Consider the following 12,583-nt stretch of genomic DNA (forward strand, 5'->3'; position numbering starts at 1 on the left):
CCCCAGGTTCCACCGGTGTCTCCAGGATGCACTGTGGGATGACTGGGAGAAAGGTGTGACTCATGGGACTCGATGACTACGGCGGCGGCCAGGGGCCCCAGCCGGACGTGCTGGTCGTGACCACCAACGACGTGCCCGGATACCAGGTGCGGGAAATGATCGGCGAGGTCTTCGGACTCACCGTGCGCTCCCGCCACCTCGGCAGCCAGATCGGCGCCGGCCTGAAGTCGATGATCGGCGGCGAGCTGAAGGGGCTCACCAAGACGCTCGTGCAGACCCGCAACCAGGCCATGGAGCGCCTGGTGGAGCAGGCGCGCGCGCGTGGCGCCAACGCGGTGCTGGCGTTCCGGTTCGACGTGACCGAGGCCGCGGACGTGGGCACCGAGGTGTGCGCCTACGGCACGGCGGTGGTCCTGGCCCGGGAGTGAACCCCGCGCACTCCCGGGCCGGGAGCGCTCAGCAGGTCTGACGGTCGGCGTTGGCGAGGATCGCGTCGCGCAGGTGCTCGGCGACACCGGGCCCCATGGAGTCGTAGTAGGCCTTGAAGCGCTCGTCGGAGACGTACATCTGCCCGAAGCACCGGTGCATCTCGTACGGGACCTCGAAGAACCACCTGGTCATGTGCTGCCGGTGTTCCTCTGCCATGTCCATGGCCGCCTCACCGGACGGCGGCTCGCCCGCGGCCACCAGGGCGGCGTACCGCTCCTGCCAGTCGTCGACCTCGGCCTTGATCCGCTTCCAGTCCTCCTTGGTGTAGCGCGCGGCGCGGCGCTGGGACTCGGCCCAGGCCTCGGTGTCGCCCCAGCGCTGCTCCGCCTCCTCGGTGTACTCCTCGTTGAAGGGGTCCTTGTCCCCGAACACCTCGAACCGCTCCTCAGGCGTGAGGTTGATGCCCATCTTGCGTGCCTCCATGGCGTGCTCCACGGCCGCGGCCATCTTCTGCAGCTTCTCGATCCGGGCGGTCAGCAGTTCGTGCTGGCGGCGCAGGTGTGCGCGCGGGTCCGCGTCCGGGTCGTCGAGCAGGGCCGCGACCTCGTCGAGCGGGAAGCCGAGCTCCCGGTAGAACAGGATCTGCTGGAGCCGGTCGAGGTCGGCGTCGGTGTAGCGCCGGTGCCCGGCATGGGTGCGCGCGCCGGGCACGAGCAGGCCGATCTCGTCGTAGTGGTGCAGGGTGCGCACCGTGACCCCGGCGAACCCCGCGACCTGTCCCACGGAGTAGCTCACTTTTCCGCTCCTTGTCGTCGGTACGCCCTCCACGCTGAGGCCTCACGTCGCGTGAGGTGCAAGCCGGTTTCCGTTCGGGACATTCAGGATGTTGTGTGCTTTTTGTCCGCTTATGGTGAGCCCGTGGCTCAGGAAACCGACGCGCCGCAGGCGCCCCCGACCGCCCCTACGGCGCCGGCGCGGGCCCTGCTGCCGTTCATCCTGCCCGCCGTGGCCGTGGGCGTGGTGGCGAGCCTGGTGTTCGTCGGGGTGAGCACGGCGGCGGAGCGGCTCCAGCACGTGCTGTGGGGGCCGCTGCCGGACGCGCTCGGGGTGGGCCGCTACTCGGTCCTGTGGATGTTCGTGATGCTGACCGCCACGGGCCTCGCGGTCGGCCTCGTGGTGTGGAAGGTGCCCGGGCATGCCGGTCCCGACCCGGCCACCCTCGGCCTGAACGCCCCGGTGATGCCGCCGGTCGTGCTGCCGGGACTGGTGCTGGCGAGCGGGCTGATGCTGGCCGGCGGCCCGAGCCTCGGCCCGGAGAACCCGATCATCGCCGTGAACGTGGGCATCGCGGTCCTGCTCGGCGCGCGCCTGGCGCCCCGGGCGCCGGGCACCCTGTGGCCGGTGCTGGCGGAGTCGGCGACGATCGGCGCGCTGTTCGGCACGCCGGTGGCGGCGGCGCTGGTGATCTCCGAGGCGCTGGCCGGGCGTCCGATGCGGGGGCGACTGTGGGACAACCTCTTCGCGCCGCTGACCGCCGGCGCGTGCGGGGCCGTCACGACCAACCTGGTGGCGCATCCGACCTTCGATCTGGGGCTGCCGCCCATGGGCCACCCGGACCCGAAGGACATTCTGGCGGCGCTCGTGATCGCCCCGGCGGCCGCGCTGCTCGGCATGGGCGCCGTCTACGCCTTCCCGTTCGTCCACGGGGTCTTCCGGCGGCTGCGGCACCCGATGCTGATGCTTCCGGCCGGCGGGGTCGTACTGGGCGCTCTGGGAGCCCTGGGCGGCCATCTGACGCTCTTCAAGGGGCTGTCGGAGGTCGGGGAGCTGGCCCGGCACCCGGACGGCTGGACGGCGGGGCAGTTCGCCGGGATGGCGGTGGTGAAGCTGACCGCGCTGCTCGTCGCCGCGGCCTGCGGTTTCCGCGGCGGCCGTATCTTCCCGTCCGTCTTCGTCGGCGCGGCCCTGGGGCTGTGCGCCCACGCGCTGGTCCCGGCCGTGCATCCGGCGCTGGGCGTGGCCACCGGTGTCCTGGGCATGCTCCTGGCGATCACCCGGCAGGGCTGGGTGAGCCTGTTCACCGCTGCCGTGCTGGTCGCCTCGCCCACCATCATCGCCGTGCTGTGCATCGCGTCGCTGCCGACCTGGCTGCTGGTGACGGGGCGCCCGCAGATGCAGTTGGGCGAGGACGGCACCCCGATCCGCTGAAAACCCTCTTATGGAATCCCTGGAGGCACGTTCATGGCCCTGCACAAAGGTCCCGAGAAACACGAAGAGCGGAAGATTTCCGTCAACCCGTTCTACGGGGAGGCCAATCCGGCCGGCGGCATGACCGAGGCCCCGCCCACGCACCGCCTCCCGGACGCGCCGCTGGCCCCGTCCACGGCGTACCAGCTGGTGCACGACGAGCTGATGCTGGACGGCAACTCCCGGCTGAACCTGGCCACGTTCGTCACCACCTGGATGGAGCCGCAGGCCGGGGTGCTGATGGCGGAGTGCCAGGACAAGAACATGATCGACAAGGACGAGTACCCGCGCACCGCCGAGCTGGAGCGGCGCTGTGTGGCGATGCTCGCCGACCTGTGGAACGCGCCGGACCCGTCGGCCGCGGTGGGCTGTTCGACGACCGGGTCGAGCGAGGCGTGCATGCTCGCCGGGATGGCCCTCAAGCGGCGGTGGGCGGGGCGCAACGCCGACCGTTACCCGGGCGCCCGCCCCAACCTGGTCATGGGCATCGACGTCCAGGTCTGCTGGGAGAAGTTCTGCAACTTCTGGGAGGTGGAGGCCCGGCTGGTGCCCATGGAGGGCGACCGCTTCCATCTGGACCCGCAGGCCGCCGCCGAACTGTGCGACGAGAACACCATCGGGGTCGTCGGCATCCTCGGCTCGACCTTCGACGGCTCCTACGAGCCGATCGCGGAGCTGTGCGCCGCCCTGGACGCCCTCCAGGAGCGCACCGGGCTGGACGTCCCGGTGCACGTGGACGGCGCGTCCGGCGGCATGGTGGCGCCCTTCCTGGACCCGGACCTGGTGTGGGACTTCCGGCTGCCGCGCGTGGCCTCGATCAACACTTCGGGGCACAAGTACGGACTGGTGTATCCGGGCGTCGGCTGGGCGCTGTGGCGGGACAACGAGGCGCTGCCCGAGGAGCTGGTCTTCCGGGTCAACTACCTGGGCGGCGACATGCCGACCTTCGCGCTCAACTTCTCCCGGCCCGGCGCCCAGGTGGTCGCGCAGTACTACAACTTCCTGCGGCTGGGCCGCGAAGGATACCGCGCGGTGCAGCAGTCGACGCGGGACGTGGCGACCTCGCTCGCCGGGCGGATCGCGGAGCTGGGCGACTTCCGGCTGCTGACCCGGGGCGACCAGTTGCCGGTCTTCGCCTTCACCACGGTCCCGGAGGTGACGTCGTACGACGTCTTCGACGTCTCCCGGCGGCTGCGCGAGAGCGGCTGGCTGGTGCCCGCGTACACCTTCCCGGCGAACCGGGAGGACCTCTCGGTGCTGCGGGTCGTGTGCCGCAACGGCTTCTCCCACGACCTGGCCGACCTGTTCCTGGCCGACCTGACCCGTCTGCTGCCCGAACTGCGCCGGCAGCCGCATCCGCTGACCCGGGACAAGGAGGCGGCGACGGGGTTCCACCACTGACCGCCGCCTCCTGCCCGGGCGCCCACCTGACGTCAGACGTGCGGCGCGCCGCGGAACGCGCGGACGGCTCCCAACTGCGCGAGCTGGAGAAGAAGCTGGAGACCGCGCGGCGCGCCACCCTCTCCGGACGGCCCGACCGCGTCTCACGCGCCAACGCCGCCTTCCACCACCACATCGTGGAACTCGCGGACAACGAGCTGCTCAGCTCGACCACGGCCTCCCTGGAGGGCCGACTGCGCTGGCTGTTCCAGCAGATCGACGACCCCGGTCCGCTGTGGGACGAGCACCGGGAGCTGTACGACGCCATCGCTGCCGGTGCCGTGGACGCGGTGGGCGAACTGTCCCCGCGGCACGTACGGCACTACCGGGAGGTGGCGCTCCAACTGCTCTTCGGAGAACGGGGAGGCAACAGGCCGAACGGCGGCTGAGCTCGGCGCCGATGAGGGGGAGTTGCTCGCGGGCGTGGGGGGGATGGCAGCCGGTCAGAGGCCTTGGGGGCGGCAGCCGACCAGCCATCGCGGTACGGCGGCCGACCAGCCATCGCGAGAGCAGCAGTTGCTCAGCCGTCGTGGAGGGCGGCAGTGGGTCAGTGGTCGTCCTCCGGGTGCCGCTCCCCCGTCGCGTACGGGTTCTCCTGTCCCTCGGTGAGGATGCCCTCGAACGGTTCGCCCTCGCCCGCGAACGTGTACGCGCCCGCCTCGATGCGCCCGATCAGGCCCCGGGTCCACTCGGCCTCGCTGTCGGCCGCGTGCATCCACATCTTCATGATCTCGCCGATGTGGCCGAGCTGTTCGGGGCCGCCCTCGGGCACATAGTGCCCGGTGACGGAGTCGCGCCACTCGGCCAGCGCGCGCAGGCGCTCCCGCAGCAGCGACACCACCTCCGCCCGCTCCAGGTCGGCCATGAAGCCGATCGCCGCGGAGAGCATGTCGATGCTGCAGTCGCGCGCGACCAGGGCGTCCCGCAGGAGCCGCAGGTACTCCTCGGCGCCTCGGTCGGTGATCTCGTACTCGACGCGCGGCGGGCCGCCGGCCGTCGACGGTGCGATCTCGTGCGCGTGCAGCAGCCCCTGCTTGGCCATCTGCTTCAGGGCGTGGTAGATCGACCCCGGCTTGGCGTTGGACCACTCGTGCGCGCCCCAGTACTCCAGATCGCCGCGCACCTGGTAGCCATGGGCCCGCCCGTGCCGGCGGACCGCGCCCAGCACGAGGAGACGGATAGCTGACATGAGGTCCAGGCTATGGCCGTACGGCCGCCCTCCCCCGATCAGCCCCAGGAGCCGCCCTGCTGCTGCGCCACCAGCTCGAAGGCCGTCCTGCCGTCCAGGGACTCGCGGATGATGTCGGCATGGCCCGCGTGCCGCGCCGTCTCGCGGATCAGGTGCAGACACACCCAGCGCAGGCTGACCCGGCCCTCCGGCGGGAACCAGGGGTCCGGCGGCAGCGGGAAGGTGTCGTCCAGGCTCGGCGCGGACCGGATGAACCTCTCCGTCTCGGCGGCGACCTGCTCCCAGTACGCCAGCTGCGAGGCGACCGTCTCCTCGCCGACCAGCTGGAAGCTCTCGTGCCAGTTCGACTCGTCGCGCTTGACGGCCGGGGGCTCATGCCTGGCCCGTGCGATCCAGATCTGCTCGACCTCGGCGACATGCTTGAGCAGGCCGCCGAGCGACAGCTCGCTGGCGCTGGGACAAGAGCGCGCCTGCTCCTCGGTCAGTCCGAGCAGGGCCCGGCGGATCCCGCCGCGCTGCTCCTCGATGAACGCGAGCAGCGCCCCGCGCTCGTCGCCCTGCGCCTCCGCCGGTACGTGCTGGACCATGGCCGACCGCCTCTCTTCACCGTCGTCGGGGCCGTTCGCCCCCTGACACCGACGACGCTACGGGCCATTGCGGTCAGCTCGTGTCCGCAATGGCCCGCGAGCCGAAGAAGCGGGCTAGAAGGGGAATCCGCTGCGGCCGTGCTGCACCGAGATCCACTTGACGGTCGTGAAGGACTCCAGCGTCGTCTCGCCGTTCAGGCGGCCGATGCCGGAGTGCTTCTCGCCGCCGAACGGCACGATCGGCTCGTCGTGGACCGTCCCGTCGTTCACATGGAACATGCCGGTGTCGACCTGCTTGGCGAAGGCCACACCCCGCTCGATGTCGCCCGTGTGGACGGCACCGCTGAGGCCGTACGGCGTGTCGTTGACGATGCGCAGCGCCTCCTCCTCGCCGTCGAACGGGATGAGGAAGACAACCGGGCCGAACACCTCCTGCTGGAGCAGCCCGGAGTCGGCGGGGACGTCGGTGAGCACGCTGGGCTCGACCAGGTTGCCGGACGTGCCGCCCCGCACCAGTGCGGTGGCGCCCTCGGCGAGCGCCTGCTCGACGGTGCCGGAGACCGCGTTCGCCTGCTGGGAGTTGATCACCGGGCCGATGACGGTCTCCGGGTCGCGCGGGTCACCGACCTTCAGGGTCCTGACCTTGGCGACGAACTTCTCGGTGAACTCCTCGGCGACGGACGCGTCCACGAGGACCCGGTTGGCGGCCATGCAGACCTGGCCCTGGTGCACGAACCGGCTGAAGACCGCCGCGTCCACCGCGTAGTCGATGTCGGCGTCGTCCAGGACCACCAGCGCGCTGTTGCCGCCCAGTTCGAGCACCGAGCGCTTGAAGTTGGCGGCGCAGACGGTGGCCACGTGCCGGCCGACCTTGTCGGAGCCGGTGAAGGAGATGATCTTCGGCACCGGGTGCTCGATGAACGCGTCGCCGATCTCGGCGATGTCGGTGACGACGACGTTGAGCAGGCCGCCGGGCAGCCCGGCCTCCTCGAAGAGCTTCGCGATCAGGGTGCCGCCGGCGATCGGGGTGTTCTGGTGCGGCTTGAGGACCACCGCGTTGCCGAGCGCGAGCGCCGGGGCGACCGACTTGATCGACAGCAGGAAGGGGAAGTTGAACGGGCTGATCACGCCCACGACACCGACCGGCACCCGGTAGACGCGGTTCTCCTTGCCGTCGACCGGGGAGGGCAGGATCCTGCCCTCGGGGCGCAGCGCCAGGTGGATCGACTCGCGCAGGAACTCCTTGGCGAGGTGCAGCTCGAAACCGGCCTTCACGCGCGTGCCGCCCAGTTCCGCGATGATCAGGTCGGCTATCTCCTGCTCACGGTCCTCTATGAGCCGAAGCACCCGCTCGAAGACCGCGCGGCGGGCGTAGGGGTTGGTCTCGGCCCACTTCTTCTGGGCGCGGGCGGCGGCCCGATAGGCCTGGTCGACCTCGTCCACCGTGGCCACGGTGATCGAGGCCAGCTTCTCGTCGTCGTAGGGGTTGAAGTCGATGACGTCCCAGGAGCCGGTGCCCGGTCGCCATTCTCCGTCGATGTACTGCTGGGCCAGGTCGCTGAAGTAGGACGACATGTGATCCCTCAATCACTAGCGGAGCCAGATCCTGGTCACGGTCTGATCACACGTCATCGTACTTGCGTTCAAAGCGAGTTGGAGGCGCAGTCAGGACAGTTGGAGCAGACCTCGGAGAAGGTCCCGGCTCTCGTCGGGGCCCGGGCTGTCCTGCTGGAGTTCCTTCAGCGCCTGCTCGTACTGGGCGACGTCCTCGCGCTTGTCCAGGTAGAGGGCGCTGGTGAGCTGCTCCATGTAGACGACGTCGGACAGATCGGCGTCGGGGAAGCTGAGGATGGTGAAGGCGCCGCTCTCGCCGGAGTGCCCGCCGAAGCTGAACGGCATGATCTGCAGCCGTACGTTGGGCCGCTCGGAGACCTCGATGAGGTGCTGGAGCTGGCCGCGCATCACCTCGCGGTCGCCGTAGGGGCGGCGCAGGGCGGCCTCGTCGAGCACGAAATGGAACTCGGGGGCGCCGGACGCGAACAGGTGCTTCTGCCGCTCCAGGCGCAGCGCCACCCGGCGTTCGACGTCGGCCGGGCTCGCGCCCTTCATACCGCGCCGCACGACCGCGCGGGCGTAGTCCTCGGTCTGCAGCAGGCCGTGGACGAACTGCACCTCGTAGACGCGGATGAGGGACGCGGCGCCCTCCAGGCCCACATAGGTGGGGAACCAGCTGGGCAGGACGTCGGTGTAACTGTGCCACCAGCCGGCCACGTTGGCCTCCCGGGCGAGGGAGAGCAGCGATTCGCGCTCTGTCTCCTCCGTGATGCCGTACAGCGTCAGCAGGTCTTCCACGTCCCTGGTCTTGAAGCTCACCCGGCCCAGCTCCATCCGGCTGATCTTCGACTCGGAGGCGCGGATGGAGTACCCCGCCGCCTCACGCGTGATGCCGCGCGCTTCCCGCAGTCGCCTGAGTTGCGAGCCGAGCAGCATCCGCCGCACCACCGATCCGGGCTCTCCCGCGCTCACGTTCGCCAGCCTCCCCAACCGTCCTCAGGGCCCGCAGTCTGCCACTAAAACACTCCGAGCAGTACTCGTCCGATTACGGAAACGGAAAGAGGCGGGCCGTTTCCGCCTGCGGGTTCCGGGAAGAGGTCAGGACCTCTGGCGGGAACCGCCGAGAAGATGGCGGAAAAAATGGCCAAGAAGCGGTACGGGCAGGGCCATTTCGGTCACGTGCACGTGCATCTGCCCTTGCATCTGCTCTGCGCATCCGAAACCATGGTGCCGCGCCACCGCTGCATCGCAACGACCGCGAATTCCCGGGAGTGCCTCGCATGGGGACGAATGGATCGACCATGCTCAAGCCGTTACGGCAGGGCCTTCCGCCGTTGGATCCCGCGGCCGTGTCCGATGCCGCCTCCTGCGCCCTGCCTGCCCGTTACGAAGCGGTGCGCGAGGCCCGGCGCTTCACCCGCGGCACCCTCGACCAGTGGGACATCGGCGACCGCTTCGACGACATATGCCTCGTCGTCTCCGAACTCGTCACCAACGCCCTGCGCCACGGCCTGCCGTCCGAGGTGGCATGCCCCGAACACGCCCCGGCCGTGCGGCTGCACCTGATGCGCTGGACCGAGCGGCTGGTGTGCGCGGTGCGCGACCCGAGCCACGAGACGCCGGCGCCGCGCGACTCGGACGACTTCTCCGCCGAGTCCGGGCGCGGGCTGTTCCTGGTCGACTCCTTCGCCGACAGCTGGGGCTGGCACCCGCTCGCGGGCACGCTCCACGGCAAGGTGGTCTGGGCGCTGTTCCGGCTCCAGTCGGCCGGCTGACGCGGTACGACATCGACGGACGCGCGGTGTCTACGCGCGTCGCCGCAGCTTTCCAGGTCTGACATCGTTGCCATGACCCCCGATGGAGACCCGCCGCGCGCCGCCGGGCGTCAGCTCACTATCAGGTGGTCGAACTCGCCGTCCTTGATGCCGAGGAGCATGGCCTCGATCTCCGCGCGTGTGTACACGAGCGCCGGGCCGTCCGGGAAACGCGAGTTGCGTACGGCGACGTCGCCGCCCGGCAACCGCGCGAACTCCACGCAGGAACCCTGCGAGTTGCTGTGCCTGCTCTTCTGCCAGGCCACTCCGACCAGCTGCGCGGCAGCAATGCCGTTGTACACGTCGTACCCCCCGTACACGCCGTCAACGTCGCGGTCCACAGGTCGCTCCCCGCTGGTGCACTGGCTGGTGTGGCCATAGATGCCGTGGTCAACTGACCCGGATCATAACCCCGTTCACGTGCAGATGCATGAGCAAATGCACGTGCACAAGGGGTGGCCCCGCGGTTACAGGTTTGACGTCCGCTTTACTCACCGGGGAGACGCCTGCGTCAGCCAAGCCGTTCCAGCGTCTGCCCCAGAGCAGGCAGGACATGCCCCCGCCAACCCCCGTCCATGATCTTCCGTGCCATCAGCTGAGCCGGATCGTCCGGATCGAAACCTTCGTGCACCAGGAAAAGACGCGTACCGCGCCCTTCCTGTTCCAGTGTCCACGTGATGGTCCAGTCCGCGGGATTGGCCGGATCGGCGTCGGCCCAGCGGACGGACAGCATCCGCTCGATGTCGTAGGCCAGCACCCGTACCTCCACGACCCCGGAGAAACGGGCGTTGGGACGCGGGACGGAGGTCATCCGGTACCGGTGGCCGACCTCCAGCCGGAAGCGCTCGGCGCCGGGCATCTGCCATTGGGCGAGCAGTGCGGGGTCGGTGAGGGCGCGCCAGACCTTGGCGGGCGGGTGCGGGAAGAACTGGTCGACGCGGATGGTGGTCAGGTCGTCCGCGTCACTGCCGGGTTCGGTGCTCATGGCTGGTCATCGTCGGGCAGACGGTCGAGCAGGTCGCCGAGACCCTTCAGGCGGTCACGCCAGAACCGCTCGTACGGGTGGAGCCAGTCCTGCACCTCGGCGAGCGGGGCGGCCTCCAGGCGGTAGATACGCTGCCGCCCGGAGCGCTGTTCGGAGACGAGGCCGGCCTCCCGGAGCACCTTGAGGTGTTCCGAGAGGCTCGGGCGGCGCATGTCGAAGTGGTCGGCCAGGGCCTGGACGGGCTGTGGTCCTCGCTCGCGCAGGAGCCGCAGCACCTCGCGGCGGGTGACGTTGGCGAGCGCGGCGAAGACGCGGTCCTCGGCGGCGGTACCCGTCCCGGTCCCAGTGCTCATGGCGCGCTCAGAAGCCTTCCTTCTCCGTCAGCAGCATCAGACCGTTGCCGTCGGGGTCCGTGAAGGACGCCATGCGCCCCCAGGGGTACTCCTCCGGACCCCGCACCTCGGTGCCCGCCTCGGCGAGCCGCGCGCAGTCGGCGTCGACATCGGTCGTCACCAACATGATCCCCCGTGCCGAGCCGGGCTCGAAACCGCCCATGTCCGGCCCGGAGAGCGTGAAGACGGTCTGCGCGCCCTTCGGCGCGACCTGGAGCCAGCGCCCGGGCGGCATCTGCAGATCGGCGGTGACCTCGAAGCCGAGAACGTCTCGGTAGAAGCGCAGGGCGCGGTCCTGGTCGGTGACGGGCAGGGTGACGAAGGAGGCGTGAGTGATGTTCATGGGTACGACGATAGGTAGGCGATTCCCTACGAGTCAAGCGTAGGGAATCGCCTACCCATGCATCTCGGCCGGCGCCGGCAGTACGGGGTGACGCCGCGCGAGCGCGTTCACAACGGATTCCCGCCCGGCGTCCGGAAGTGCCCATGGTCACTGCTGGTAGCTTGCTGCGGGCCGTCCGGCCGAGGACGGCCGGCCGCTACGAGCTTGGGAGTTTTCCGGTGACTTCTGCGAGTGCTGCGAGTGCTGCGAGGGCAAGGGTGCGGACCGCGGCCGTGGCCGCGGGCCTGGTGGGCGCGCTGGCCGCGCTGACCGCGTGCAGCGGGGGCGGGGGCGACGGCGACAAGACCGCCTCCTCCTCGACGCCGAGCGCGATCAGCGCGTCGGCCTCCCCCTCGGGCTCGGGGGCCGCGAAGGGGGCTTCCGGCCAGCTCCAGGGCAGCTGGATCACCACGAGCGGCGGCAAGATCGTGGCCCTGGTGATCACCGGCAAGAAGGCCGGGCTCTTCGTGACCGGCCGGAAGGCCTGGTGCCAGGGCGCCGCGGGCGAGGAGTCCGGGATGCAGATGATCCATCTGACCTGCCCCGACGGCAACAAGGACCGGGTCACCGGCATGGTCGACTCGGTGGACGCCAAGGGCCTGACGGTGAGTTGGTCGGGCAGGACCGGCAAGGAGACGTACACCAAGGCGGATGGCGGCAAGCTGCCTTCGGCGCTGCCGACCAAGTTGAAGCGTTGAAGCGGCGTCAGGTGTGAGTCCGGTGAGGAGTGCCACCTGAAGCGGTGATTCCACCGGGGGTCGGCGGACCCGGTCCAGGCGCAGGCGCCATGATGCAGGGGCACCGTCACGACCTCGATGGGACCTGCTCATGCGCGCCATTCCGCTCACCGTCACGGCCCTCGCCGCCGCCCTCCTGCTCACCGCCTGCAACGGCGGCGGGAGCAAGGGCAGCAGCAAGAACAGCTCGGCCTGCGAGATCGGCGGGGTCTCCGTGCAGATCGGGTCCGCGAGCGTGGCGCCGAAGGCAGGCGACACGGGCGAGATTCCGGTCAGCATCACCAACCAGAGCAAGCCCTGCACCCTGGACGACTTCGCGGGCGTCGCCCTGAGCGCCGGCAGCACCGAGGTCAAGGTGCCCGCCCTCAAGGGCGCCAAGGCCCAGAAGCTGAAGCTCGCCAAGGGTGACTCGGCGTCCTTCACCATCGCCTACGTGCGCGGCAAGACGGGCGACAAGGCCGCGCTGGACCCCAAGACCGTGAAGATCACCCTGCCCGGCACCACCGCCTCCCGAAGCTTCCCCTGGTCCTACGGCCCCGTCGCCACCCAGCCCGCGAACACCGCCCCGAACGCCTCCGTGACGGCCTTCCAGCAGGTGGGCGACTGAGCGGCTCGACGAGTTGGGGAGGGTTTTGGGTCCGGGCTGAGGAGGGTCCGGACGGGCTCCGGGCGGGCTGACTCCAGCCCGGGCGGGCTGACATCGGCTTCAAACGGGGCTGGTTCCAGCCTCGGGCTGACTGGGTCGAGCCGGGGCGGGCTGACGTCGGCTTCGAGCGGGTCGGCTCCAGCCTCGGGCTGACTGGGTCGAGCCGGGGCGGGCTGACGTC

General features: G+C 70.1%; 16 protein-coding genes. 7 read left to right on the forward strand and 9 right to left on the reverse strand.

The window, feature by feature from the left end; all coding sequences use genetic code 11:
- The first annotated feature begins 62 nt into the window (after positions 1-62).
- Complete coding sequence (locus ACFYOH_RS40020; RefSeq protein ID WP_388636128.1) at positions 63-428, forward strand: YbjQ family protein; 366 nt, start codon at positions 63-65, stop codon at positions 426-428.
- 28 nt (positions 429-456) lie between these two features.
- On the opposite strand, the gene ACFYOH_RS40025 is transcribed toward ACFYOH_RS40020, so the two are convergent.
- Positions 457-1,224 (reverse strand): MerR family transcriptional regulator, encoded by a 768-nt coding sequence (locus tag ACFYOH_RS40025; protein WP_388636130.1) that lies wholly within the window; start codon positions 1,222-1,224, stop codon positions 457-459.
- 123 nt (positions 1,225-1,347) lie between these two features.
- On the opposite strand from ACFYOH_RS40025, the gene ACFYOH_RS40030 reads away from it, so the two are divergent.
- The 3 genes from ACFYOH_RS40030 to ACFYOH_RS40040 are packed head-to-tail and all read left to right on the forward strand — an operon-like array spanning position 1,348 to position 4,505.
- Positions 1,348-2,637 carry an ion channel protein gene (locus tag ACFYOH_RS40030; RefSeq protein WP_388636132.1) on the forward strand — a complete coding sequence of 430 codons (1,290 nt, stop codon included), beginning with the start codon at positions 1,348-1,350 and terminating at the stop codon, positions 2,635-2,637.
- A 33-nt stretch (positions 2,638-2,670) separates the two neighbouring features.
- On the forward strand, positions 2,671-4,077 hold the full coding sequence (locus ACFYOH_RS40035; protein ID WP_388636134.1) for a glutamate decarboxylase: 1,407 nt from the start codon (positions 2,671-2,673) through the stop codon (positions 4,075-4,077).
- A gap of 38 nt (positions 4,078-4,115) precedes the next feature.
- Entirely contained in the window at positions 4,116-4,505 is a 390-nt protein-coding gene (locus ACFYOH_RS40040; protein ID WP_388636136.1) for a GntR family transcriptional regulator, read from the forward strand.
- Positions 4,506-4,663: 158 nt separating this feature from the next.
- On the opposite strand, the gene ACFYOH_RS40045 is transcribed toward ACFYOH_RS40040, so the two are convergent.
- From ACFYOH_RS40045 to ACFYOH_RS40060, 4 genes are all read right to left on the reverse strand, one after another.
- A complete protein-coding gene (locus ACFYOH_RS40045; RefSeq protein WP_388636138.1) occupies positions 4,664-5,305 on the reverse strand; it encodes a PadR family transcriptional regulator in 642 nt (213 codons plus the stop codon).
- 38 nt (positions 5,306-5,343) lie between these two features.
- Positions 5,344-5,892: a DinB family protein gene (locus ACFYOH_RS40050; protein WP_388636140.1), complete on the reverse strand. Its 549-nt coding sequence runs from the start codon at positions 5,890-5,892 to the stop codon at positions 5,344-5,346.
- Positions 5,893-6,006: 114 nt separating this feature from the next.
- Entirely contained in the window at positions 6,007-7,467 is a 1,461-nt protein-coding gene (locus tag ACFYOH_RS40055; protein ID WP_388636142.1) for an aldehyde dehydrogenase family protein, read from the reverse strand.
- Between the two features lie 90 nt (positions 7,468-7,557).
- Positions 7,558-8,382 (reverse strand): helix-turn-helix domain-containing protein, encoded by an 825-nt coding sequence (locus tag ACFYOH_RS40060; protein WP_388636220.1) that lies wholly within the window; start codon positions 8,380-8,382, stop codon positions 7,558-7,560.
- 344 nt (positions 8,383-8,726) lie between these two features.
- Between ACFYOH_RS40060 and ACFYOH_RS40065 the strand changes: the two genes are divergently transcribed.
- A complete protein-coding gene (locus tag ACFYOH_RS40065) occupies positions 8,727-9,221 on the forward strand; it encodes an ATP-binding protein (RefSeq protein ID WP_388636144.1) in 495 nt (164 codons plus the stop codon).
- Positions 9,222-9,331: 110 nt separating this feature from the next.
- Here the strand turns inward: ACFYOH_RS40065 and ACFYOH_RS40070 are convergent, their stop codons facing one another.
- The 4 genes from ACFYOH_RS40070 to ACFYOH_RS40085 all read right to left on the reverse strand — a co-directional run bounded on the left by ACFYOH_RS40070 (position 9,332) and on the right by ACFYOH_RS40085 (position 10,980).
- Entirely contained in the window at positions 9,332-9,601 is a 270-nt protein-coding gene (locus ACFYOH_RS40070; RefSeq protein ID WP_388636146.1) for a DUF397 domain-containing protein, read from the reverse strand.
- A 170-nt stretch (positions 9,602-9,771) separates the two neighbouring features.
- Positions 9,772-10,245 carry an SRPBCC domain-containing protein gene (locus ACFYOH_RS40075; RefSeq protein WP_388636148.1) on the reverse strand — a complete coding sequence of 158 codons (474 nt, stop codon included), beginning with the start codon at positions 10,243-10,245 and terminating at the stop codon, positions 9,772-9,774.
- Positions 10,242-10,598 (reverse strand): ArsR/SmtB family transcription factor, encoded by a 357-nt coding sequence (locus ACFYOH_RS40080; RefSeq protein WP_388636150.1) that lies wholly within the window; start codon positions 10,596-10,598, stop codon positions 10,242-10,244. The genes ACFYOH_RS40075 and ACFYOH_RS40080 overlap by 4 nt, the downstream gene beginning before the upstream one ends.
- Before the next feature lie 7 nt (positions 10,599-10,605).
- A complete protein-coding gene (locus ACFYOH_RS40085; RefSeq protein ID WP_388636152.1) occupies positions 10,606-10,980 on the reverse strand; it encodes a VOC family protein in 375 nt (124 codons plus the stop codon).
- Positions 10,981-11,237: 257 nt separating this feature from the next.
- Between ACFYOH_RS40085 and ACFYOH_RS40090 the strand changes: the two genes are divergently transcribed.
- Complete coding sequence (locus tag ACFYOH_RS40090) at positions 11,238-11,717, forward strand: hypothetical protein (RefSeq protein WP_388636154.1); 480 nt, start codon at positions 11,238-11,240, stop codon at positions 11,715-11,717.
- Positions 11,718-11,847: 130 nt separating this feature from the next.
- Positions 11,848-12,363 carry a DUF4232 domain-containing protein gene (locus ACFYOH_RS40095; RefSeq protein WP_388636156.1) on the forward strand — a complete coding sequence of 172 codons (516 nt, stop codon included), beginning with the start codon at positions 11,848-11,850 and terminating at the stop codon, positions 12,361-12,363.
- The last annotated feature ends 220 nt before the right edge of the window (positions 12,364-12,583 follow it).

Origin of the sequence: Streptomyces sp. NPDC007856 (assembly GCF_042868225.1) — a bacterium.
GTDB lineage: Bacteria > Actinomycetota > Actinomycetes > Streptomycetales > Streptomycetaceae > Streptomyces.

What these genes read in the sequence shown, in the direction of transcription:
- ACFYOH_RS40020 (WP_388636128.1), top strand. Translation starts at nt 63, where the DNA reads ATGGGACTCGATGACTACGGCGGCGGCCAGGGGCCCCAGCCGGACGTG.
- ACFYOH_RS40035 (WP_388636134.1), top strand. Translation starts at nt 2,671, where the DNA reads ATGGCCCTGCACAAAGGTCCCGAGAAACACGAAGAGCGGAAGATTTCC.
- ACFYOH_RS40045 (WP_388636138.1), bottom strand. Translation starts at nt 5,305, where the DNA reads ATGTCAGCTATCCGTCTCCTCGTGCTGGGCGCGGTCCGCCGGCACGGG.
- ACFYOH_RS40050 (WP_388636140.1), bottom strand. Translation starts at nt 5,892, where the DNA reads ATGGTCCAGCACGTACCGGCGGAGGCGCAGGGCGACGAGCGCGGGGCG.
- ACFYOH_RS40055 (WP_388636142.1), bottom strand. Translation starts at nt 7,467, where the DNA reads ATGTCGTCCTACTTCAGCGACCTGGCCCAGCAGTACATCGACGGAGAA.
- ACFYOH_RS40060 (WP_388636220.1), bottom strand. Translation starts at nt 8,382, where the DNA reads ATGCTGCTCGGCTCGCAACTCAGGCGACTGCGGGAAGCGCGCGGCATC.
- ACFYOH_RS40065 (WP_388636144.1), top strand. Translation starts at nt 8,727, where the DNA reads ATGGGGACGAATGGATCGACCATGCTCAAGCCGTTACGGCAGGGCCTT.
- ACFYOH_RS40075 (WP_388636148.1), bottom strand. Translation starts at nt 10,245, where the DNA reads ATGAGCACCGAACCCGGCAGTGACGCGGACGACCTGACCACCATCCGC.
- ACFYOH_RS40080 (WP_388636150.1), bottom strand. Translation starts at nt 10,598, where the DNA reads ATGAGCACTGGGACCGGGACGGGTACCGCCGCCGAGGACCGCGTCTTC.
- ACFYOH_RS40085 (WP_388636152.1), bottom strand. Translation starts at nt 10,980, where the DNA reads ATGAACATCACTCACGCCTCCTTCGTCACCCTGCCCGTCACCGACCAG.
- ACFYOH_RS40095 (WP_388636156.1), top strand. Translation starts at nt 11,848, where the DNA reads ATGCGCGCCATTCCGCTCACCGTCACGGCCCTCGCCGCCGCCCTCCTG.